This window comes from Photorhabdus laumondii subsp. laumondii (genome assembly GCF_003343245.1).
Classification (GTDB): Bacteria; Pseudomonadota; Gammaproteobacteria; order Enterobacterales; family Enterobacteriaceae; genus Photorhabdus; species Photorhabdus laumondii.
Window position 1 is genome coordinate 3,378,915 of record NZ_CP024901.1, and the last position, 22,053, is coordinate 3,400,967.

18 protein-coding genes are annotated in these 22,053 nt (G+C 41.0%); 7 read left to right on the top strand and 11 right to left on the bottom strand.

Annotation, left to right across the window (positions count from 1 at the left end; translation table 11 throughout):
* Positions 1-110 precede the first annotated feature (110 nt).
* The 8 genes from dld to yieE all read right to left on the bottom strand — a co-directional run bounded on the left by dld (position 111) and on the right by yieE (position 12,225).
* Positions 111-1,826 (bottom strand): D-lactate dehydrogenase, encoded by a 1,716-nt coding sequence (gene dld, locus PluTT01m_RS14660; RefSeq protein WP_011147068.1) that lies wholly within the window; start codon positions 1,824-1,826, stop codon positions 111-113.
* 194 nt (positions 1,827-2,020) lie between these two features.
* A complete protein-coding gene (locus tag PluTT01m_RS14665; protein WP_011147069.1) occupies positions 2,021-3,403 on the bottom strand; it encodes an APC family permease in 1,383 nt (460 codons plus the stop codon).
* A 718-nt stretch (positions 3,404-4,121) separates the two neighbouring features.
* A complete protein-coding gene (locus PluTT01m_RS14675; protein ID WP_011147070.1) occupies positions 4,122-6,101 on the bottom strand; it encodes a ligand-gated channel protein in 1,980 nt (659 codons plus the stop codon).
* A 130-nt stretch (positions 6,102-6,231) separates the two neighbouring features.
* Positions 6,232-7,032 (bottom strand): ABC transporter ATP-binding protein, encoded by an 801-nt coding sequence (locus PluTT01m_RS14680; RefSeq protein WP_011147071.1) that lies wholly within the window; start codon positions 7,030-7,032, stop codon positions 6,232-6,234.
* Complete coding sequence (locus PluTT01m_RS14685) at positions 7,029-8,114, bottom strand: FecCD family ABC transporter permease (RefSeq protein WP_041380122.1); 1,086 nt, start codon at positions 8,112-8,114, stop codon at positions 7,029-7,031. Before PluTT01m_RS14685 ends, PluTT01m_RS14680 begins: the two co-directional genes overlap by 4 nt.
* A gap of 24 nt (positions 8,115-8,138) precedes the next feature.
* Entirely contained in the window at positions 8,139-9,272 is a 1,134-nt protein-coding gene (locus PluTT01m_RS14690; RefSeq protein WP_041380123.1) for an ABC transporter substrate-binding protein, read from the bottom strand.
* A 453-nt stretch (positions 9,273-9,725) separates the two neighbouring features.
* Positions 9,726-11,207 carry an amino acid permease gene (locus PluTT01m_RS14695; RefSeq protein ID WP_011147074.1) on the bottom strand — a complete coding sequence of 494 codons (1,482 nt, stop codon included), beginning with the start codon at positions 11,205-11,207 and terminating at the stop codon, positions 9,726-9,728.
* A gap of 154 nt (positions 11,208-11,361) precedes the next feature.
* A complete protein-coding gene (gene yieE, locus PluTT01m_RS14700; RefSeq protein ID WP_011147075.1) occupies positions 11,362-12,225 on the bottom strand; it encodes a DNA-binding transcriptional regulator YeiE in 864 nt (287 codons plus the stop codon).
* Between the two features lie 189 nt (positions 12,226-12,414).
* Here yieE and PluTT01m_RS14705 point away from each other — a divergent pair, with 189 nt between their 5' ends.
* Both PluTT01m_RS14705 and nfo read left to right on the top strand, forming a co-directional pair.
* Positions 12,415-13,497 (top strand): YeiH family protein, encoded by a 1,083-nt coding sequence (locus PluTT01m_RS14705; protein WP_011147076.1) that lies wholly within the window; start codon positions 12,415-12,417, stop codon positions 13,495-13,497.
* Between the two features lie 122 nt (positions 13,498-13,619).
* Entirely contained in the window at positions 13,620-14,462 is an 843-nt protein-coding gene (nfo, locus tag PluTT01m_RS14710) for a deoxyribonuclease IV (protein WP_011147077.1), read from the top strand.
* A 19-nt stretch (positions 14,463-14,481) separates the two neighbouring features.
* On the opposite strand, the gene fruK is transcribed toward nfo, so the two are convergent.
* On the bottom strand, positions 14,482-15,420 hold the full coding sequence (fruK, locus tag PluTT01m_RS14715) for a 1-phosphofructokinase (protein ID WP_011147078.1): 939 nt from the start codon (positions 15,418-15,420) through the stop codon (positions 14,482-14,484).
* A 204-nt stretch (positions 15,421-15,624) separates the two neighbouring features.
* Here fruK and PluTT01m_RS14720 point away from each other — a divergent pair, with 204 nt between their 5' ends.
* From PluTT01m_RS14720 to yeiP, 3 genes are all read left to right on the top strand, one after another.
* The gene (locus PluTT01m_RS14720) at positions 15,625-16,044 is read left to right on the top strand and encodes a nucleotide triphosphate diphosphatase NUDT15 (protein WP_011147079.1); all 420 of its coding nucleotides are present in this window, start codon (positions 15,625-15,627) and stop codon (positions 16,042-16,044) included.
* A 115-nt stretch (positions 16,045-16,159) separates the two neighbouring features.
* On the top strand, positions 16,160-17,419 hold the full coding sequence (mtr, locus tag PluTT01m_RS14725; protein WP_011147080.1) for a tryptophan permease: 1,260 nt from the start codon (positions 16,160-16,162) through the stop codon (positions 17,417-17,419).
* Positions 17,420-17,551: 132 nt separating this feature from the next.
* Positions 17,552-18,124: an elongation factor P-like protein YeiP gene (gene yeiP, locus PluTT01m_RS14730; RefSeq protein WP_011147081.1), complete on the top strand. Its 573-nt coding sequence runs from the start codon at positions 17,552-17,554 to the stop codon at positions 18,122-18,124.
* Between the two features lie 350 nt (positions 18,125-18,474).
* Here yeiP and PluTT01m_RS14735 read toward each other — a convergent pair whose 3' ends face one another.
* Positions 18,475-18,819: a YmdA family protein gene (locus tag PluTT01m_RS14735; RefSeq protein ID WP_232507864.1), complete on the bottom strand. Its 345-nt coding sequence runs from the start codon at positions 18,817-18,819 to the stop codon at positions 18,475-18,477.
* 405 nt (positions 18,820-19,224) lie between these two features.
* On the opposite strand from PluTT01m_RS14735, the gene PluTT01m_RS14740 reads away from it, so the two are divergent.
* Together PluTT01m_RS14740 and mepS are read left to right on the top strand one after the other, a co-directional pair.
* Complete coding sequence (locus tag PluTT01m_RS14740) at positions 19,225-19,929, top strand: phosphatase PAP2 family protein (protein WP_011147083.1); 705 nt, start codon at positions 19,225-19,227, stop codon at positions 19,927-19,929.
* A 348-nt stretch (positions 19,930-20,277) separates the two neighbouring features.
* Positions 20,278-20,868, top strand: a complete 591-nt coding sequence (gene mepS, locus PluTT01m_RS14745; protein WP_011147084.1) for a bifunctional murein DD-endopeptidase/murein LD-carboxypeptidase — start codon at positions 20,278-20,280, stop codon at positions 20,866-20,868.
* A 211-nt stretch (positions 20,869-21,079) separates the two neighbouring features.
* On the opposite strand, the gene PluTT01m_RS14750 is transcribed toward mepS, so the two are convergent.
* Complete coding sequence (locus tag PluTT01m_RS14750) at positions 21,080-21,424, bottom strand: YejG family protein (RefSeq protein ID WP_011147085.1); 345 nt, start codon at positions 21,422-21,424, stop codon at positions 21,080-21,082.
* Positions 21,425-22,053: the final 629 nt, after the last annotated feature.

Consider the following 22,053-nt stretch of genomic DNA (forward strand, 5'->3'; position numbering starts at 1 on the left):
AAATATAAAACGGCGAGTCATATATACTCGCCTTTTTGATAAGAGTAACTTTCTCATCAATCTTTACACTGAGTACTAGCATAGCATTGTCACTACTGAGAATATTGACATTAAGATCCTTCGCCCCAATTTTTCAGCTTGGATGTTTTTCCAATTCCTGGGTTGAGAGTATTAGTAGGATCAGACATCCGATAAAAAGCCTTAAGTTGAGGTTTAGCCTGATATAGATGACCCACATTATGCTCTGCGGGATATTCCGCTCCTCGTTTATCAAGCAGCTCTATCATTCTTGCTTTCAATGCCTGTACGTCCACCCCTTTTTTCACAATGTAATCCTGATGAAACACGTAGCACATAAAATGTCCGCAATAAAGTTTATGTACCAATACATCATCAAACTCTGGGGGTAATTGTTCAAACCATTCACGATCATTGCGGCGCAGAGCGATATCAAGTGACAGGATATTCCCTACTTCGTTGCTATGCACCGCTTGATAACGGATCGCTGAACCACCAGCGGAAAAACGATGCAAGAACGCTTTAGCACCTTCCTCCGGCGTACAAGCAAAGAAATCCCCTTCCACCCGGCTAAAATAGTCTTCCAACCAGCTTCTAGCCTCTTCCACCCCATCACCTGACATTTTTAATATCAAATGGTGCTCAAAACGATTACGATATTCTTTCAAACGCTTAGGCAGGTGGGAAGGAAGTAAACGACTTAACCCCTGCATAATGCGATCAATAAGATTGACAGGTAAAAATGGAACTCGGTTGAAAATAGCGTCCATTCTCCCTTTCAAAGTAAAATAAGTCGGCATCTTATCAGTGCCAAGCTTATCAATCATGATGAAAGCATCTTTACCATAAATTTCCGCAATATCGAAAATATCCCGGTGCATATATTCACCCGCCATTGGTAAATTATGAAAATTTGCTAATATATGGCGACGCAATTCCGTCAATACGCCCGTTTGGTTGGTACCAATATAAAATACTTGAGACAAAGGCTCTGCCGGAAAAGTATCGAGCCGGACAGCAAACACAACCAACTTACCTGCACAACCTGAAGCTTCGAATAAACGGCGCTCGTCAGAATTGAAACGAGATGGAGTATCAGCATCGACGTCACGTACTCGTTGGGTATATTCATGATCAGATGCTTTACGCTGACCCTGTTCTACATCCTGATCACTGTAACGCTGTTCTTCCAGACAAGAGAGAATCTCTTCTGGTGTTTCTCCCAAATAGATACCCAGATGATTAATCAATTCTGGCTTACCACACTCATTAACACGCCCATACAATGCCATTTCGGTATAAGCCGGCCCACGATGAACTAAAGAACCGCCTGAGTTATTACAGATGCCCCCAATCACGGAAGCGCCAATGCAGGAAGAACCGATAACTGAATGAGGTTCACGTCCCAGCGGCTTGAGCGCACGTTCAAGTTGCCATAATGTACTGCCAGGTAACGCAACTACCTGATTACACTGTTTTAAAATCTGAATTTTATTCATGCGCAGCGTACTAATAATAACTATGTCACGATCGTAACCCTTACCATTCGGGGTAGAACCTTCGGTTATACCCGTGTTGGCCGCCTGCATTAAGATAATTTTATCTGCTTCAACGCAGACCTTAAACACATGCCACTGTTCCACCAACGAGCCGGGAAATACAACGGCTAAAGCGTCTCCCTGGCCGGAGCGAAAGCCTTTACGATAACGTTCAGTTTTATGGGGAGCAGTCAGGATATGAGATTTACCGACAATATTGGTCAGGGTAGTAATGAGTTGTTGATTTTGAGAGGTCTTTGCATCATTCATAGTCTCTTCCTTAATATACAATCACCTCTCAGAGCATAGATTGTTTTTCTCCGTTTACCTTGAAATTTTTCTTATCTGTAAGCGACCTCGCTGTTTTTTTTCTTGGGCTCCTTTTCCTTAACTATTACGGTAAAATTAGCTGCATAGCAAAAATAATGGCACCAAATTCGGCGCCATTATTCTTTTGCTAAATATTAAACCATTTCAGAGCATTGAGGCATCGGCTGACGGAAGCGACGAGTCAGGAATACCATATAAACCAGACCAATTGCTCCCCAAGTTAGCCCCAATTCCATAGAACTTTGCTCCAGATTCATCCATAGTACGCTAACAGTACAAGCCCCTATCACAGGTAATACCAAGAAATTAATGGTATCTTTTAATGTACGGTTACGACGTTCACGGATATAGAATTGAGAAATGACTGATAAGTTTACAAAGGTGAACGCTATCAACGCACCAAAGTTAATCAGAGCTGTTGCAGTAACCAGATCAAAGGTAATCGCAGATAACCCGATGATGCCTACCAGCGATACGTTGATTACCGGAGTCCGCCATTTTGGATGAACATAGCCAAATATTTTCTCAGGAAATACACCATCGCGCCCCATAACATAGAGCAAACGGGAAACCCCCGCGTGAGCCGCCATACCAGAAGCCAAAACAGTGACACAAGAGAACACCAAAATAATGGATTGGAACAGAGTACCTGCTACATACAACATAATTTCTGGCTGAGATTCATCCGGGTTCTCGAACCGAGAAATATCCGGAAAATAGAGCTGCAAGAAATAAGAAACCGCAATGAAGATAACACCACCAATTAATACTGTCAGGAAAATCGCTTTCGGAATCACCTTACCAGCATTCGGAGTCTCTTCGGACAACGAACTAATGCCGTCAAACCCTAGAAATGAAAAACACAAAATCGTCGCCCCAGTAATCATTGGGATTAAATGGGCATCTTCAGAAACGAATGGTTTCGCATTCCATAAAGTTCCTACTCCTTCTCCGTTGTACACACCGTGGATCAGTAAACCCACAAATACAACCATAACGGTTACCTGAACAATGACAATAGCCGTGTTGAGATTAGCAACAACGTTAATGCCACGCAGGTTAAAAGCTGTCATCAGTAATGCAAAACCCACAACGAAGATCCACGGATCTACGCTAGGAAAAATGGCCTGAAGATAAATTTTCGCTAACAAGATATTAATCATCGGCATAAACATATAGTCCAATAGCGATGACCAACCCACCATAAAGCCAACATGCGGACTAATGGATTTTTGCGCATAAGTATATGCAGATCCAGCAGATGGGAAACGTTTTACCAACTTTCCGTAGCTCACGGCGGTAAACAGAATTGCGATCAAAGCAATCGCGTAGGATGTCGCTACGTGGCCGTCAGTCAAACCAGAAACAATGCCGAAAGTATCAAAGATAGTCATAGGTTGCAGATAAGCGAGACCCATCATCACTACCTGAACCAAGGTCAGTGTTTTTCTGAGCTGAACACGATTGTTAGCACCCGTCTGGTTGGTGCCTAGAGTGATTACAGTATTATGAGACATGAGCGAAACCTCCCATAACTCCGATGCGTGTTATAACACTACTTAATCGATAGTTACTGGGAAGACTTCGCTTCTGCCTATAGGCAGTAGAATTAGAGGCTGGATTATATGCAGAGCTCAATGCTCCATAGTCATCGATGCAGCAGCATGTGCCGATTGGCACAAGTGCGAAAGGAAATAATTGCTCCATATTAGCGTTCCTCATTACGGCAACCGATTCTCGTCGCGGTTGATCGTGGGCCAATTATCTATCCGGCTCAGAGTCCGGCCTCTGGTATAGTAAAAAATAAGTCAAAGCAAAAAAAATAACCGACACATATAAACGCATCAGTTATTTTCCAGTGGGCGAATTCTGCACTTGAAGACCTGAAATAGCAATACTCGCCGCACTAAAAGTTCATTATTTTTTACCACACTTATTGATGACGCTATGGAATTTAACGGTGTCATATACATTTCTTTGACATGGCTAAGTTTTAACACAACACAAAACGGATTTCTATTCAGTTTTACAGGTATAAGCAAAAAAGCAAAAATCCCCCTTATCAGCGACAAACAAGGAGGATTATAAAATATACCCGTCATCTTTCAAGTTGCCTCTTTGTTAGCTGCACTCACTCACCCCGGTCACATAGTTACCTATGCTCCCGAGGATTCACTCCCTTGCCGCCGCGATGCCTCTTGAAATCCATAGGGTATAGTTAGTTAGAACGCATTATCAAAAGTCGTAATTGATACCAATGTTATAACGACGGCCATCCAAGACTATATCATGGGTGTCTTCAGTCACTTGTTTTTCAAAGACGTTATATACCCCCCCTACCAAGCGTAAACCTTCAGCCAGATAATAGCTGACACCGATATCCACAAAGGTATAAGACGGTGTTCCCGTCCCCATAGAGGTACGTGATAAATAATTCGACGTTTTACCACGGTAGTTAACACGGGTCCAAGCTTGCATTTCTGGTGAAGCCTGCCAGTTTAAGGTGGCATTCGCCATATGTTTAGGCATCTTATTCAACGGCTTCCCTTTGAAGTTACCGCTCTTTTGCTCAGAATCAGTATACGTATAGTTTGCAGCCAATACCCAGTTATCAACAATATCCCAGTTCATCGTCGCTTCTACACCACGCATATTGGCTTTATCAATGTTCACACGGTCACTGATAAATTTATAAGCAGTGCCATCAATAACACATTTGCCCTGAGATTTACCACTTGGATCGGTACAACGACGTAATTCAGTAATTTTATCTTTAAATTCAGTGTTGAATATTGTTAAACCGACATTAAAGTTATCCCGATTGTTCCAGATAACACCAATTTCCTGATTGAAGCTCTTCTCCGGTTTCAAATCTGGATTACCGACGATAATCGCTGGATCACCACCGCCACCCGTAATCTGCCCCCAATTAGATGCCGCCTGACGTAATTCTGGTGAACGATATCCTGTAGAAACGCCACCTTTAATCGTCCATTGTTCATCAACATGCCATACACCGTACAAACGTGGAGTCCAGTGGTCACCGAAGTTTTCGTCTTTATCCATGCGGATACCACCGGTCAGAGCAAAGTCATTGGTCATTTGCCATTCATCTTCAGCAAATAACGCCCAACTCCAACGGTTCAGCTTATTGATATTTTTAGCAGAAGCTAATTGATTCCCTTCATCGCGTAAATCTTCATAACGATACTGACCACCTATACTCAATGAATGATCATCCAACATAAATACGGTATGAGTATTGAACAGATTATCGTAATATTTCATATCACGACCAGGGTTACGTGATTCATCACGCTGGAAGTACGTTGTCGACGTTCCAAAATCGTAAACGCCATTATGGGTGATAGAGTAATTATTCCTTTTATATCGACTTTCACTATTACCTGGAGATCGCCAACTACTTGTCTTTGTTTTCCCTACAGTAGAATCACGATCTTGCTCATAACGTCCCGCTTCAAAATCAAAAGTATTCTGCTCATCCGGAGTGAAAGAGAAAGTGGCTGAACCATTACGCATTTCCTGTTTGTTAAAACCACCGATAAATTTATCTTCATTACGGTGAGAATACAGGCCGCTCACTTTCAGCCCTAATAATCCATCAATAATTGGACCTGAAGTATACACACTACTCTGATGACTATTACCTGATTTAGAACGCTCCTGCAAAGTGCCATCAGCGCGGAAGCTGGTTTTCCACTCTTTCTGTGCCTTACGGGTAATGATGTTAATCACCCCGCCCATCGCATCAGAACCATAAAGAGAAGACATAGGACCACGAACAACCTCGATACGTTCTATCGCGGCCAATGGCGGCAACCACCCCTGTTCAATCCCCGAATTATCACGGTTTGGGCGAGTACCTCGGGTATCAACACGCTTACCATCAACCAAAATCATTGTATATTGAGCCGCCATACCGCGAATACTGATATCACTGCTGCTAGCACCACCTGTAACAACGACACCCGGTACATCTTTCAGTGCATCAGTCACATCACGATAAGCCTTAGTTTCCAATTGCTCACGGCTCACCACAGAAATAGACGCTGGCGCATCTTCAATCTTCTGTTGAAAACCTGCTGCCGTAGTAACAAGAATAGTGTCATTACTGCTACTAGCCGCAAAAACTGAGCCAGATGAGATTGTAGCAATAATACCTAACGCGATTTTTCTTTTATTAAAAACACCCATTCCCGATTCTCCAAGAGATATAATTACACTTTATTTATCTATAAATTTATCTATAAAAATGGATAATCAACATGTGCTCAAATAACGAGGATAAAATATTTACCTCTGTGTAGTTTTATTATTTTATAAGTTAAAATGAATTCTCACTCGCTAGCTTTGAAACCAACCCATCAACTAATACCTGAGGAATGCCCTGAGAACAACGTTCAATTCTGCCTTTGACACCATAAACCTGTGCCAGACTATCTGGCGTAATAACCTGCTCAGGAATTCCCTCGGCAATTAAATGCCCTTTTTGCAACATTAATACATGGTCACCATGACGCAAAGCGATATTAATATCATGCACAACGACCACAGTAATCATATTCCGCCGATAAGTTTCTTGTGCCACCAACGCCATTACGTGATATTGATAATTTAAATCCAGCGCACTAAGTGGTTCATCTAATAATAATAATGTTGGTTTACGAATTAATGATTGTGCTAATCCGACTAATTGTTTTTGACCGCCAGATAATTGATCTAAATAACATAACGCCAAGTGCTCAATCCCCAACTGACGTAACAGCAACATCACTTCTTCTTCACTGGTTTCAGAATGACGCCCTCCAGATGCCCGTTGAGCAACGATAATTGACTCCAGTACATGCAAATGAACACCAGCAGGTAAGCTCTGTGGTAAATAAACCACATTTTCCGATCGCTGGACAAAACTCATCTTCATCAAATCTTGACCATCAAGCCAAAGCTGACCTCTTGCACAATTTAAGCCCGCCAAAGAACGCAAAAGTGTTGATTTACCACTCCCATTTGGCCCCAACAGTACCGTAATTTTCCCACGAGGCAACGGAGCAATATTCAGATTTTCAATAACCGAATGTTTCGGATAACCTGCAAAAAAATTGTTAATGGCTAATCCCGGATTCATATATTCGCCCTATGACGTAAAATTATGCTAAGGAAGAATGGAACCCCAACTAACGCAGTAACGATCCCAACAGGAATAACAACACCTGGGATCAGGTTCTTCGAGGCGATGGACGCCATAGACAACACCAATGCACCAATTAGAGCACTGGCTGGTAAATAGAAACGATGATCTTCACCAAACATCATCCGGGCAATATGTGGCGCAATTAAACCGATAAAAGCAATTGGCCCAACAAATGCAACTGCTAAAGCGGCAAGAATACTGATACGCAATAATGTCCCCAAGCGCAGACGACGAACATCAATACCAAAACTGATTGCACGATCTTCACCCAAACGCAGCGCTGTCAGTCTCCAGGAATTCATCATTGAAATAGGAAAAATGGCTGCAAACACCAATAACATCACACCCAGTTTTATCCAGGTTGCTCTGGCAAGGCTCCCCATTGTCCAAAGTACCAGCCCCTGAAGGGTATCTTCCGTTGCGATAAACTGCATCATGGAAACCAATGCTTCAAAGGTAAAGACCAATGCAATACCAAATAATACGACCCCAGACGTAGCAACGCGTGTCCAACGAGTGATCGTATCCAGTACCAATGCAGCCAACAAAGCGAAAATGAAAGCATTCGCAGAGATGAACCACTGATCAGGCACGCCTGGGATACCAATACCAGATACAATCGCCAACGCAGCACCAAATGCAGCCGCTTGAGCAACCCCTAAAGTAGAGGGACTGGCTAATGGGTTATTTAAGATCGTCTGCATTTCCGCGCCAGCCAGCCCAAGGGACAGGCCAATCACTACCGCCATCAGGGCATAGGGTAAACGGATATCCCAAACAATTACCCGAGTCCCCGCATCCACACTCTCTGGCGACACTAAAGTCTGCCAGAGAGATGACAAAGATAAACCTGATGGACCTATCGTAAAATCTAATACCAGTGAAACACCAATAATCAGCACGATGAAAACCATCATCACAATACGGCGGCGTAAAATATATTGGTAATGGGCTTTTACACTGCTGTCATCTAATTGTTGTTTCACCATTGGCATCGGCTCGGTAGTAGCACTCATTATTCCCGTTACCTGACTTACTGATTACTTTTCACTGACCCAATAAACCCCTGATGGATCAACTGCCAGGAATTTACTGTGTAATTCATTCAGTGTCTTCTGTGGATCTAAATCTGTAAATTTCTCAGGATAGAACCATTTAGCAAATACCTGAGTCGCTACCACATTATAGGGAGAGTTGTAGTAGTTATGCCAAATCGCATAGTCTCTGCCCTCTTTGACCGCAGTCAACGTGCTAATACCTTTACGTTCAGTCATTTGTTTCAGGCTGGCTTTTGCTAATTCAGACGTAGATTGCGCACCCAGTTTTACACCTGGTTCATTACTGTCTGGCGCTTTTGCCCCACTAGCAATGTAAATATAAGGGTCAACTGCAATAATTTTTTCGAGGTTCATATTACCAAGTGCGCCTGGCAGAACACCTTTAGCAATGTTTTTACCGCCAGCCAAATCGATAAAGTTACCCATATTGCCATCACCGGCAGTCGCACAGCAGTCTTCAAAAGCACCCGCTCTCAAATCGATAAATACGGTGGGTTTTTTCTCTTCCGGGATTTTATTGGTGATCTCAGTCACTAGTTTTACATTTTTCTCGTAAAAATCGGCATATTCTGCCGCTTGTTTTTCACGATTTAGTACTTTACCTAGCATACGAATGCTCGGCAGCGTATTCTTTAACGGCTCAGTACGAAAATCAACAAATACAACCGGAACACCAGCCTTTTCAAGTTGGGCGACCAGTTCGCTGTCTTTACCAGGGCCATGACCAGACAAGCCAAAAATGGCGATATCCGGGTTGAGAGTTAATACTTTTTCAGAACTGACACTCTCAGCGCTGGTATTACCAATCAAAGGAACTTTGTCAATCTCAGGGAATTTAGCTTTATAGACGGCGTAAGACTGTGGGTCCAGTTTGCGGAAATCACCTTGCCAACCCGCAATACGGGCCAGTGGTTTATCGCCTTCAAGCAAAGCGATAGCGTGGAACAAACGGCCTTCGCCCAACAAAATACGATTTACATTCTCAGGAACTTCAACAGTACGACCAACGATATCGGTGACCGTTTCAGCCCATGATGCGAAGCTTGCCATAACTGCCGAACCCGCTAACAGGCCGACACTGATACTCTTTGCTATGGATCGAGACATAAATTTCATTTTGTTAGCCCTTTCATATTAATAATTATGGCACTAACAATAGGACAAATGAGAATACTTATCAATATGATCTACACAAATTTTGGTAAATTACGTGATTAATTGTATGAATTAACACTATGAAAAATAAAAAATACCTATTTGATCACAAAACAGGGGTATCTTTTTAATTTCTTATCAAAAACGGCTTATCTACTCAAATAAATAAAACATTAAGATAATAATAAATTAATCGTGAATCGAATTAAAAAAACCATATACCCGTTATCTTTCAAGTTGCTTCTTTGTTGGCTGCGCTCACTCACCCCGGTCACATCGTTATCTATACTCCCGGGGATTCGCTCCCTTGCCGTCGCGATCCATCTTGAAATCCATAGGGTATAAAACCAGGCCGGTAGGAATTTTTTCAAAGATTCCTACCGGCCTGTTAATCACCATTTAACGTATTTACATTCACTGATTCTCGATATCAGGAAATTTCATCTCGCTATATTTGATAAAGTGAGTTTTCCTAGCTAATTTGTAACCAAACCAAATCAACAGGAAGAGTGGAATACCAACATAAGTTGCAGTGACACCATACCAGTCAATTTTATCTTGTAGAAATGCCTGATAATTCTGTCCTAATGTGATGGTTAGACACAAAACAAACGCAAAAATTGGGCCAACGGGGAAAAATCCTGAACGATAAGGTAATTTACTTAAATCCAACCCCTGAGCGACATAACCACGGCGGAAACGATAATGACTAATAGCAATCCCCAACCAGGCAATAAAACCGGTCATCCCAGAAGTATTCAACAACCACAGATAGACGGTCTGGTTACCGTACATTGAACTGAGGAAACACAACGCAGCAACCACCGTTGTTGCATACAAGGCATTACGCGGTACACCACCTTTGGATAATTTGCCAAAAATCCTCGGTGCTTTACCCTCTTTTGCCAATGTGAACAACATACGAGTCGATGCATACATACCTGAATTACCCGCAGACAACACAGCCGTCAAAATAACCGCATTCATCATAGCTGCGGCGGATAACAAACCAGCGTTTTCAAATACCAACGTAAACGGACTAACACTGATATCACCGACCTCATTACGCAGTAGGCTTGGATCAGTATAAGGAATAATCAGGCTGATAATCAGGATCGCAAAAATATAGAATAGCAGAATACGCCAGAATACCTTACGTACAGCACTGGGAACATTTTTTGCCGGATCTTTTGACTCACCCGCCGCAATGCCAATTAGCTCAGTTCCCTGAAAAGAAAACCCAACTATCATTGCCACGCCAATCATGGCAGAGAAACCACCGGCAAAAGGTGCATCACCAACAGTCCAGTTATGCCATCCAGCACCTTCTGCCCCTTTCATGATGCCGGCTATCATCAGTAATCCGACCACAATAAAAACAATAACCGTGCTGACTTTAATCAAGGAGAACCAGTATTCAGCTTCACCAAATCCTTTCACTGAAATAAAATTCAGTAGGAAAATCAACGCGAGGAATAACGCACTCCAGATCCAACCCGGCATATCCGGCAGCCAATAACCCATAACCAATTGGGCTGCAACCAAATCCACCGCGATAGTCACCGCCCAGTTGTACCAATAGTTCCAACCCAAGGCAAAACCAAACCCTTCTTCAACATATTTGGAACCATAAGTTGAGAAAGAACCGGAAACCGGCATATAAGCGGCCAGTTCACCCAAACTGGTCATCAGGAAATAAACCATCAAGCCAATTAATGCATAGGAAAGTAATGCTCCGCCAGGCCCTGCTTGTGAAACTGTCGCACCTGAAGCCACGAATAACCCGGTGCCTATTGATCCGCCAATGGCAATCATCGCTAGATGCCGAGCTTTCAATTCACGTCGCAAATGTTGCGTTGCGGGTTTCCGGGAAACACTTTTTTGTTGTTGAGACATTCTGTTCCTGTTAGCTGCGAATAAATCTGATGGCGGATTGTAACAAATCCTCACTATCAAAATAGCGAGGAAGCGCTGTTATAAGATACCTTCATAATTTAGAGAAAATTATAAGTAACACAGCTAATTTTGGATTTTAAACAGAACGCAAAATTTACCGGCAGTAACTAAGCAATTTTTGCAGTGCGATAGACATATGCTTTTGCCGATGATGAATCAGGTACAATGTTCTGAAAAGTCTTAATTCTGGCACTTTTAACTCCAGTAAAGTACGATTTTGCAATTGCTCTGCAACGACTCGTCTGGACAAGCAACTGATACCCATACCAAATTTGACCGCATGTTTTATCGCTTCAGAATTTCCCAATTCCATCAAAATCTTGAACCCGGGTAAATGGACAAACAACAGATGATCCAGCACTTCTCTTGTACCCGATCCCCTCTCCCTTAATATCCATGATGCCTTAACTAAATCATCCAATTTTAGATCCTGTTCAGCTAGCGGATTTTCAGGAGAAGAAAAAATAACCAACTCATCCTCCATCCATAGCTGAGTTATCAACTCAGGGCTATGGCAGGAACCTTCTATCAAACCAAGATCAACACGGAATTCCAGCACAGAATTGATGACATCCTGCGTATTGCTGATATTTAACTCTAGCGGCGTATCAGGAAAATCCTGACGATAATTTGCCAGCATTTCCGGCAACATATAATTACCAATGGTGCTACTGGCAGCGATACGTAACGCTCCTAACTCCTGTTTGAATAACTGCTGAATTTCCCCGGCTTGCTCTAGCAATGCCAACGCCTTGGGATAGAGTAGGCGGCCATGTTCATTCGTCACCAACCGCTTTCCTACTCGATCAAAAAGCTGTACGCCAAGTTGGCTTTCCAGATCCGTTAATGAGGCACTCACCGCGGACTGAGATAGCGCCAATTGCTGAGAGGCTTGCGTCGTTGAACCGCTTTTCAATACCTCAGTAAAAACTTCCAACTGCCTCAATGTGATGTGCATATTGCCCCGCAAAATATGGTGTCAGTCAAAGTTAGCTTGTTTTAATTTTATACGGCAATAGACAACTTAACAAAAATCTACTTTCTTACCAATTTTTTCGATTATATATAAAAATATTATCAATTTTAATGATAAACAAGTCTGCTATATGCTTATGTTTAAAACATATAAGCAACGTGAGAAACATCTATGTCTGACATTCATGCCAAAAAATTCAGCAAACAATCATCCATTCCCGGTATGAAATTAATACCTGGGTTAATATTAGCGGCAATACTTACTGCAATTTCAATCTATGCCGGAAATATTCCGTGGTTTATTAATATGGGACTGGGTACATTAACACTGGCGATCCTTGCAGGGATCATTGTCGGTAATACTGTCTATCCTTTACTCAAACCTTATTGTGATGAGGGTATTCATTTCTCAAAACATTATCTTCTGCGGGCAGGTATTATTCTTTATGGCTTCCGTTTGACATTTCAACAAATTGCCGATGTTGGCATTACCGGCCTTCTGATTGATGCTGCTATGTTGTCTTCCACTTTCTTTATTGCAATTTGGCTAGGCAAATCACTCTTTGGATTAGACCAGCAAACAGTAATACTGATTGGTGCCGGCAGCAGTATCTGCGGTGCAGCAGCTATTATGGCAACAGAGCCAGTAGTGAATGCCCCTGCCAGTAAAGTTGCTGTTGCGGTCTCGACAATTGTCATCTTTGGCACTATCGCTATTTTCATTTATCCGTGGTTTTATCAACTCAATGAGCATTATCAGTGGTTACCACTTACTCAGGAAACTTTCGGCATCTTTACTGGCTCCACCCTTCACGAAGTTGCTCAAGTTGTTGCTGTTGGGCATGCTATTAGCGATCAAACGGAAAACGTAGCCGTTATCAGTAAAATGATCAGGGTTATGATGTTAGCACCATTCCTGTTGTTATTATCCCGTTATATTAACCATGCCGACACTAAAAATGGCAGAAACCATCAGGAGAAAACACCAATAACTATCCCCTGGTTTGCAGTGATTTTTATTGCAATAGCGGGTTTTAATTCTTTCAATTTACTTCCTGCTGCAATAGTTAATTCTCTGATTAATATTGATACTATTATGCTTACTATGGCAATGGGGGCACTGGGTTTAACTACTCATGTGAGCGCCATCCGTCAGGCCGGATTTAAACCCATTTTATTAGCTCTCATTTTGTTTGTATGGCTGATGGCGGGCGGTCTTTTAATAAATCTTGGCATTCAACATCTGTTTGGCTGATCAGAATCCACTCGGAGAAATTTTATTTCAGCAACATATACTTTTCCGTTCTTAAGATTCATTGAGCGATTGAACAATGCCATAATCCATAATGACGTAAAGAAAGCAAGAAGGAGAAAAATATGAAATTTGTTGGAGCACATGTCAGCGCGGCTGGCGGAGTTGATCAAGCGGTTATCCGGGCGCACGAACTAAAAGCTACCGCCTTTGCCCTATTTACAAAAAATCAGCGCCAGTGGCATGCTCCACATTTAGCCGCTGACGTTATCGATAAATTTAAAGAAAACTGTGAACGTTATGGATATGGTAGCCGACAAATTCTCCCTCACGATAGTTATCTGATTAATCTCGGCCATCCAGAAAGTGAAGCTCTGGAAAAATCCCGACTGGCTTTTATTGATGAGATGCAACGTTGCGAACAATTAGGGATCGATTTATTGAACTTCCATCCTGGCAGCCATCTCAATAAAGTAGATGTGGATAAATGCCTGGCGCGTATTGCGGAATCTATCAATATTGCTCTCAATAAAACCCAGAGAGTCACTGCTGTTATCGAAAATACGGCAGGCCAAGGCACTAATCTGGGTTTTAAATTTGAACATCTGGCAGCAATTATTGATGGAGTTGAAGATAAAAACCGAGTGGGTGTCTGTATTGATACCTGCCACGCCTTTGCTGCTGGCTACGATTTACGTACAAACGATGTTTGTGAACAAACTTTTCAACAGTTTGAAAAAATTGTTGGCTTTCAATATTTATGCGGAATGCATTTAAATGATGCCAAAAGTGAATTCGCCAGCCGTGTTGACCGACATCATAGCCTTGGAGAAGGAAATATTGGTAAAACACCTTTCAGTTATATTATGAAAGATGCTCGTTTTGATGGTATTCCACTCATCCTTGAAACAATAAACCCAGATATTTGGCCGCAAGAAATTGCCTGGCTGAAATTACAACAAAATTAATGATTCTTTAATTAACGCATTATCTAACGGGTATCAGTTCAACTTTGGCCATCATGGCAGCTAATTCAGGACGATTGCTGATACCCACATTAGGCTGGCTAACGGCAAGTGCAGATACAGCGGTCGCCAATCGCAACGTATGTTCACTGGATTCCCGCATCAGCAAACCATAAACCAAGCCCCCAACCATTGAATCACCAGCCCCAACAGTGCTGACGACTTTACAATGTGGTGGTTTCGCCAACCATGCTCCAGACGCATTAACCCATAATGCCCCCTGCTCACCCAAGGATATGACAACATGAGCAATTCCCTGATCCCTAAGTTGATGTGCTGCTATGATGATATCGGACAACTCAGGTAACAGACGTCCCGCCCATACTTCAAGCTCATGGCGATTCGGCTTCACTAACCAAGGGGATGCTTTTAACCCTGCAACCAATGCTTCACGGCTGCTATCAAAAATAATGCAAGGACAAAGCTGACGTAGACAGGTCATCCAGTCAGTAAACGATTCAGCAGAGACACCAGCCGGTAAGCTACCACTAACAACAACCATATCAAACTGTCCAAGCCATGAAAGCGAATCATTAACAAATCCCGACCATTCAGCTTCACCGACATAAAAACCAGTGAAGTTAAAGTCTGTCACTTCTCCGCTTTCTTCTGTCAATTTGACATTAATCCGTGTTCTGCCTGGTACTAAATGAAAACGATTTACCATACCATTTTCATTGAAGAACTGTTGAAATCCTTCCTGATTTTCCTTACCCAAAAAACCACTCACCGTGACATCAATACCTAAGTCACGCAAAACTTTAGCAACATTATTGCCTTTACCAGCAGCATGCAGTCCAGCGGCTTGCACTCGGTTGATCGCTCCCTTGACGATTTCCGGGCACAATCCTACCAAATCATAAGCAGGGTTTAGGGTGATAGTGGCAACTCTACGGCTCATTTCGCCCGATGTCTCCTAAATAGATAATAATCATCATTACTATGAATTTTCAGTTCTATTTATATCACTAAAATTGAATCGTTTCAGTTAAATTCCGTACTTTATTGATCGTTGTCTTAAATTGGTTTCCGGATAAGAATAGCATTGAATTTTTCTCAAAAAGATTGCTAATTTATTGAAATTTAAATGAAAGGAATAAACAAAATGTCTGTCATTGTGGGTGTTGGTGTGGTTATTGTGAACGAATGTGGTCAAGTATTACTCGGAAAACGTAGCAGTAAACATGCTCCATACTGGTCAATCTTTGGTGGTCATGTTGATGCCGGAGAAACTTTTGAGCAATGTGCAATCCGTGAAATTGCAGAAGAAACGGGTCTGACGATTCAATCACCAAAGGTCTACGGTATTTGTAATAATCTTCAAACTTACCAACAGGAAGGAAAACATACTATTTCAGTATGTTTACTGGCAAAACATCCAGGTGGTGAACCAAAATTGATGGAACCAGAAAAATGTGAACAATTTATGTGGTGCGATCCCAATAATCTTCCTGAACCTCATTTTGAAGCTAGCCGGAATGCAATAAAAATGTGGCAAGAAAATAAATTTTATCTTACTGAATGAACTAACTTATGTTAGTTCAATTTCAAATAATCCTTTATGGCATCTATTTACACTCTATAGACAAGAATGTATCTTTAAGCTAGTACAAAGAAACAATATACCAGTAGGAGTTAATATGTCCACTGAGACACCCCAGAGTTTAAAGCGCCCTCCCATACTGGGTGGTGCAATGATCATTGCCGGAACTGCTGTCGGTGCAGGAATGTTCTCTACTCCTGTGGCAACTTCCGGTGTCTGGTTTACTGGCTCAATTATTCTGCTGGTTTACACATGGGTGTGTATGTATTTCTCCGGCTTGATGATACTAGAAACCAACCTGAACTACCCATCAGGTGCAAGCTTCCATACCATGACTAAAGATTTACTCGGTAAAGGATGGAATGCAATCAATGGTATCTCTATTGCATTCGTGCTTTATATATTAACCTACGCCTATATTTCAGCGGGTGGCTCAATTATTGCCCACAATTTTAAAAATATTATTTCGATATCACAGGCAAATGCTGGCTTTATTTTCGCTTTTATCGTTGCATTTATTGTCTGGTTATCGACTCAAGCTGTCGATCGTTTGAGCACAATTTTGATCGGCGGTATGGTTATTACTTTTTTTATGTCCGTTGGCGGCATGTTTACCGAAGTTAAATATGTCATTTTGTTTAATCAGACGGATACTACATCAAACGACACGGCAACAAGTTATATATCTTACGCTTTAACCGCTCTACCCTATTTACTCGTTTCATTCGGATATCACGGTAACATCCCAAGTTTAGTAAAATATTATCATAAAGATAGAAAAGCCGTTATTCGCAGCCTGTTATTAGGTACATTAATCGCATTAACTATTTATATCCTATGGCAATATGTCATTCAGGGAAATATTCCCCGCGAAGCATTCAAACAGATTATTGCTGATGGCGGGAATATCGGTGATTTATTAAAACACATGGATAATACAACAAACAGCAAAACCGTTCACCAGCTTCTAAATGCCTTCTCTTATATGGCATTAGCAAGTTCATTTCTTGGTGTCTCTTTAGGGCTATTTGATTACATAGCCGATTTCTTCGGTTTTAAAGATAACAACACCGGCCGGTTAACATCTGCATTAGTGACATTTATTCCGCCAACAGCGCTAGCTTTACTGTTCCCCAATGGTTTTCTATATGCCATTGGCTTTGCTGGATTCGCTGCAACCATCTGGGCTGTCATTATTCCAGCACTGATGGCTAGGGCAAGTCGCCAGCGCTTCCCTGAAGCCAGTTACCGAGCACCAGGAGGGAAATTCCTCATTGGGTTCGTCATTCTGTTTGGTTTGATAAATGCTATAGCCCATATTTTGTCCTCTCTTGATTTATTACCTGTGTATCATTGACATATAAAACATTCTTACTACAACCCCAATGTAAAAAAACAGTGGGGTTTTTTAATCCCTACTTGCCTAATGTCTTGACTGCGAGTAATTTTGTCGCCGATTATTCTCTTATGGTTTTATGGAAGGTTACATATGGCTAAAGCCAACGAAATTAAACGCGGTAGCGCCGTCAGTTATAATGGTAAGTTACTGCTGGTTAAAGATATTGATATTCAAGCACCAAGCGCCCGGGGAGCTAGCACATTATATAAAATGCGCTTTACTGATATCCGCACCGGTCAGAAAGTGGAAGAACGCTTCAAAGGCGATGATATCCTTGATACGATCAGCCTAACTCGTCGTAGCGTTAACTTTTCCTACATTGATGGTGATGAATATGTTTTCATGGATGATGAAGATTTCACACCTTATCACTTTAAAAAGGAACAAATCGAAGAAGAGTTATTATTTATTCCTGAAGGTGGCCTGCCTGGTATGCAAGTTCTGACAATAGAGGGACAAGTCATTGCCCTTGAACTACCACAAACAGTCGATATGGTTATTGAAGAAACAGCCCCTGGAATTAAAGGCGCTTCAGCCAGTGCACGAACAAAACCGGCCAAAATGAGCACCGGACTCACCGTGCAAGTACCTGAATATATCAGTAGCGGGGAAAGAATCCGTATTCATATTGCAGAACGCCGCTATATGGGACGTTGCGATTAACAATATTAGCTAATTCTGAGTTGCCCGGTATATACCTTATGGATTTCAAGATGCATCGCGACGGCAAGGGAGCGAATCCCCGGGAGCATAGATAACGATGTGACCGGGGTGAGTGAGTGCAGCCAACAAAGAGGCAACTTGAAAGATGACGGGTATAAAACAGGGTAACTCACTTTTCACCTATTCCATTCATTAAATCAATCAGCTACTTTCTATTAGCATTTGGGCATAATTTAAACTCCCAAATAAAATATAACTCTGTCACTCATTCATTTTAGCAATGACAGATAAAACCCCGATGCTTCTTCAATTAAACATTGAATAAATAACCTATAAAATTTTTCTTAACATCAATTATAGAAAATTGTAACAACGCCAATTTTCTCTTTTCCTTTTATCCATTTAATCTCGGTTACACCGATTTGGTGTGGTAAATAAAAATAAATATCATTTTGCAAATCGAGCTTTCGTCGTTGGATAATCTTATGTCCTTTTCGCCAACACGTGGTGTCAGCCCAGTTATCACGCCAATCAAAACGACACGGTGATTCAACGATCGCACCAGAAAAGCGAATAACCCCTGTATTTGATGCTGTTTCTGGCTCACTATTGACAAGACCAGAAATCATCAGAAAAAAACAACCCATTATAACCCGAAACATAGACATACAGCCTCCACCATAAAACAGCATCATTCGCTGCAATTTCCAAAAATGAAATCAATCTAGAAATCGGAAAAATTTATGAGTCTATATATTGGTAACGGCTATTTTCATTGTTTATTTATGATTTTTAGCGATTAAAACTGATTAAGATATTTATATCTTATAATATTAGAATTATCAGAAGTAATTCTCAATAAATTAAGAATTTACAACCTTAAACACCCCAATATCACTCAATAAAATCCATAGAATTGGGCAGGAATAGTTACCAAAGTAAATAAAAAAATGCAGGAAAAGCACAAAAAAGTAGATAAAAAAACAACAAATTAACTTATGATTAAGAGCGGTGACATTATTACTCAATATTTGTTATATTAACCTACATAATTGTAAGTTTAGTTACCACTTATCTTATTTTTAACAAATAGGTCTCCCATGACACGCAGTCACCCATTTGCCATATTTATACTGAACCTGTTAGGGATCACTTTATTTCTCTCCTGGTATTTACCAGAGCATCATGGTTTCTGGCTCAAGATCGACTCTGCAATCTTCTACTTCTTTAATGAGAAATTAACATCAGGCTCAACATTCACAGAATTTGTAGCATTTGTGAATATCAGGGCCTTCGATGTCATTTCACTTTTATGTATGGGATTGCTGTATTACAACGCTTTTCGTAAACAGAATTACGATGGCAAACGCAGATTATTCATGATTGGTTTGGTCATGATAATAAGCGCAGTTATACTTAACCAAATCGGTCACCTACTCCCTGTTGTCCGTCCAAGCCCAACATTAACCTTCGATCATATCAATCGTATTAGCGAAATGACCAATCTGGTAACAAAAGATGCATCAAGCGATAGCTTTCCAGGTGATCACGGATTAATGCTCCTGATTTTCAGCTGCTTTATTCTTCGATATATTTCAGGCAGAGCATTCTGTATTGCATTACTCATTATGGTAATATTTGCGTTACCTCGCATAATGGCAGGCGCTCACTGGTTTACTGATATTGCAGTCGGTTCTTTATCTCTGATACTCATCGGAACAAGTTGGCTACTATTAACACCATTAAGTGACATAATGATTAACTGGCTGGATAAGAATCTGCCGCAAATTGGTCGCCCAATTTAAGATCTTTTCCATAAACTCTTTTTACTGAATCATATCGGGAAGGTATTTAACCTTCCCAATAGTTCATAAAACCCACATAAATTAGCAACACACCTGATCTCTCCTACTTAGAAATCTAATTTTTTGTAAATTATGTCATTAAATACTCGCCTTTTCCTGATTGTTTCTGTACTCTCAAGCTGAATAACATTTATTGTAAATATCGTTATAAAACGTGGCATCAGACGCGTTTTTTTACTAAGCGCGTTGTTTACTCATTGTTTTTTCTAACACCAGGCTTTGAAGTGTTTGATATTTTTCAATAATAGCGACCAACTAAGGTAAGGATAGCAAGGGAAAACAAAAATAATGGTCAAGTCTCAACCGGCACTGAGATACATTACGCGGCTGATACCCGCGCTGTTCGTAGCGATCACCTTATCCGCGTGCAGCTCACCAGATTCATCAAGGTTTCGTAACACACAAACTGATACGCATGCAGTAAACGGTAAGAACGGCTTCTTACTTCAAGCGTCTCAGGATGAATTCGAAGCACTCGTTCGCAATCTGGACATAAAATCTAAAATTCTTAGCCAATACAATGGCTGGAAAGGGGTTGCCTATCGACTCGGTGGCGTTACTAAACGCGGTATAGATTGTTCTGGCTTTGTTCAACGTACTTTCCGTGACCAGTTTGGTATGGAACTGCCGCGTTCAACATTTGAACAACAGAATATTGGCAAAAAAATTGACCGTTCAAGATTACGCCCTGGCGATTTAGTTTTATTTAAGACAGGTGCCCGTACCAGGCATATTGGCATCTATGTTGGCAATGACCAATTTGTTCACGCCTCTACTAGCAATGGTGTAATCGTTTCCAGATTAAGCAGCACATACTGGAGCAAACGTTATTATAGCGGTCGCCGAGTCATCAGTAATAGCATTGTGCCTAATGGCTAAAAAATGCCTAACGGCTAAAAGCTGAAAATTTTTCCCTTGCCCACAAAAAAGCGCCTCCATCAAAGGAAGCGCTTTTCGCGTTTATACCCGTCATCTTTCAAGCTGCCTCTTTGTTGGCGGCACTCACTCACCCCGGTCACATAGTTATCTATGCTCCCGGGGATTCGTTCCCTTGCCGTCGCGAAGCAACTTGAAATCCATAGGGGATATATCAAAATGGATAAAGCGCAGTTATCTTTTCAGCAATGGCAGCGCCAAGTGTCTTCAAACGACACATAACCGCACTTTCATCTTCACTATTAATAAATAAGCACGGTTGACCTTCCAACTCAATCACAGTGCTTCCAATTTGCATATCAGCAAGCGATTGCTGTAATTTTTGCATAACATTCCACGCAGCCCCGTCTTCGTGGCTGAGTAACTTCAACCCCATCAGGCTGCTTTCTGCATTCACTTCATCAACCGGAAGCGGCTCAACTTTGATACCCACAAAACCGGGTGACCACTTGTAACTTTGCGGCAGCCGATGTACTACCGAAAGCTGAATATTATTCACGAATCATTCCTACCTGAAAGAACATAGATACAAAAGTTAAAGTTAGCGGCTATCTTCAGGTGTTCTACTCGCCAAAACCGAATAACTAACCCCCAAAAAAAGTAAACGAAAAGTTAAATTTGTGTTTATAGTATTACATTAATTCCAAATTTCACCTTAGAAAAAGTGAGATCAATCTCTCATTTCTCATATATTTATACTTTTTTTAAAGAAAACTCAACTAATTTTTATGCAAAAATCCAACTTTATGTTTAATGATTGTTTACATATTTTATTTTTTCAACTCAACACTTTAACATAAAAATCAAATAAGAACTGTAAAAACAAATAGATAACAATGTGTTTTATAAGGTATAATTAATAACAACCTAATGATAACGCCATTTAATATTTTTTAATTTAACAAAAATACAACAATTACTTATAATCACTATCAATGCATCAATAACAATTCATTCACATTGCAAAACATTTCGGAATTTCCTTATAGTAGAAAGTTAGCTGCTCAGCTCAACAAGAAAATAAAAATCAACAAATACGCAACAGTAATAATAAAAAAATAATGAAGCAACAACAGTTTCACCTTGCCATAAATAGATCAATATCATCATCATATATACCCGTCATCT

Bases quoted from the DNA above. Each gene is read 5' to 3' on its own strand.
- dld (WP_011147068.1), bottom strand. From the start codon at position 1,826: ATGAATGATGCAAAGACCTCTCAAAATCAACAACTCATTACTACCCTG.
- PluTT01m_RS14665 (WP_011147069.1), bottom strand. From the start codon at position 3,403: ATGTCTCATAATACTGTAATCACTCTAGGCACCAACCAGACGGGTGCT.
- PluTT01m_RS14675 (WP_011147070.1), bottom strand. From the start codon at position 6,101: ATGGGTGTTTTTAATAAAAGAAAAATCGCGTTAGGTATTATTGCTACA.
- PluTT01m_RS14680 (WP_011147071.1), bottom strand. From the start codon at position 7,032: ATGAATCCGGGATTAGCCATTAACAATTTTTTTGCAGGTTATCCGAAA.
- PluTT01m_RS14685 (WP_041380122.1), bottom strand. From the start codon at position 8,114: ATGAGTGCTACTACCGAGCCGATGCCAATGGTGAAACAACAATTAGAT.
- PluTT01m_RS14690 (WP_041380123.1), bottom strand. From the start codon at position 9,272: ATGAAATTTATGTCTCGATCCATAGCAAAGAGTATCAGTGTCGGCCTG.
- PluTT01m_RS14695 (WP_011147074.1), bottom strand. From the start codon at position 11,207: ATGTCTCAACAACAAAAAAGTGTTTCCCGGAAACCCGCAACGCAACAT.
- yieE (WP_011147075.1), bottom strand. From the start codon at position 12,225: ATGCACATCACATTGAGGCAGTTGGAAGTTTTTACTGAGGTATTGAAA.
- PluTT01m_RS14705 (WP_011147076.1), top strand. From the start codon at position 12,415: ATGTCTGACATTCATGCCAAAAAATTCAGCAAACAATCATCCATTCCC.
- nfo (WP_011147077.1), top strand. From the start codon at position 13,620: ATGAAATTTGTTGGAGCACATGTCAGCGCGGCTGGCGGAGTTGATCAA.
- fruK (WP_011147078.1), bottom strand. From the start codon at position 15,420: ATGAGCCGTAGAGTTGCCACTATCACCCTAAACCCTGCTTATGATTTG.
- PluTT01m_RS14720 (WP_011147079.1), top strand. From the start codon at position 15,625: ATGTCTGTCATTGTGGGTGTTGGTGTGGTTATTGTGAACGAATGTGGT.
- mtr (WP_011147080.1), top strand. From the start codon at position 16,160: ATGTCCACTGAGACACCCCAGAGTTTAAAGCGCCCTCCCATACTGGGT.
- yeiP (WP_011147081.1), top strand. From the start codon at position 17,552: ATGGCTAAAGCCAACGAAATTAAACGCGGTAGCGCCGTCAGTTATAAT.
- PluTT01m_RS14735 (WP_232507864.1), bottom strand. From the start codon at position 18,819: ATGATGCTGTTTTATGGTGGAGGCTGTATGTCTATGTTTCGGGTTATA.
- PluTT01m_RS14740 (WP_011147083.1), top strand. From the start codon at position 19,225: ATGACACGCAGTCACCCATTTGCCATATTTATACTGAACCTGTTAGGG.
- mepS (WP_011147084.1), top strand. From the start codon at position 20,278: ATGGTCAAGTCTCAACCGGCACTGAGATACATTACGCGGCTGATACCC.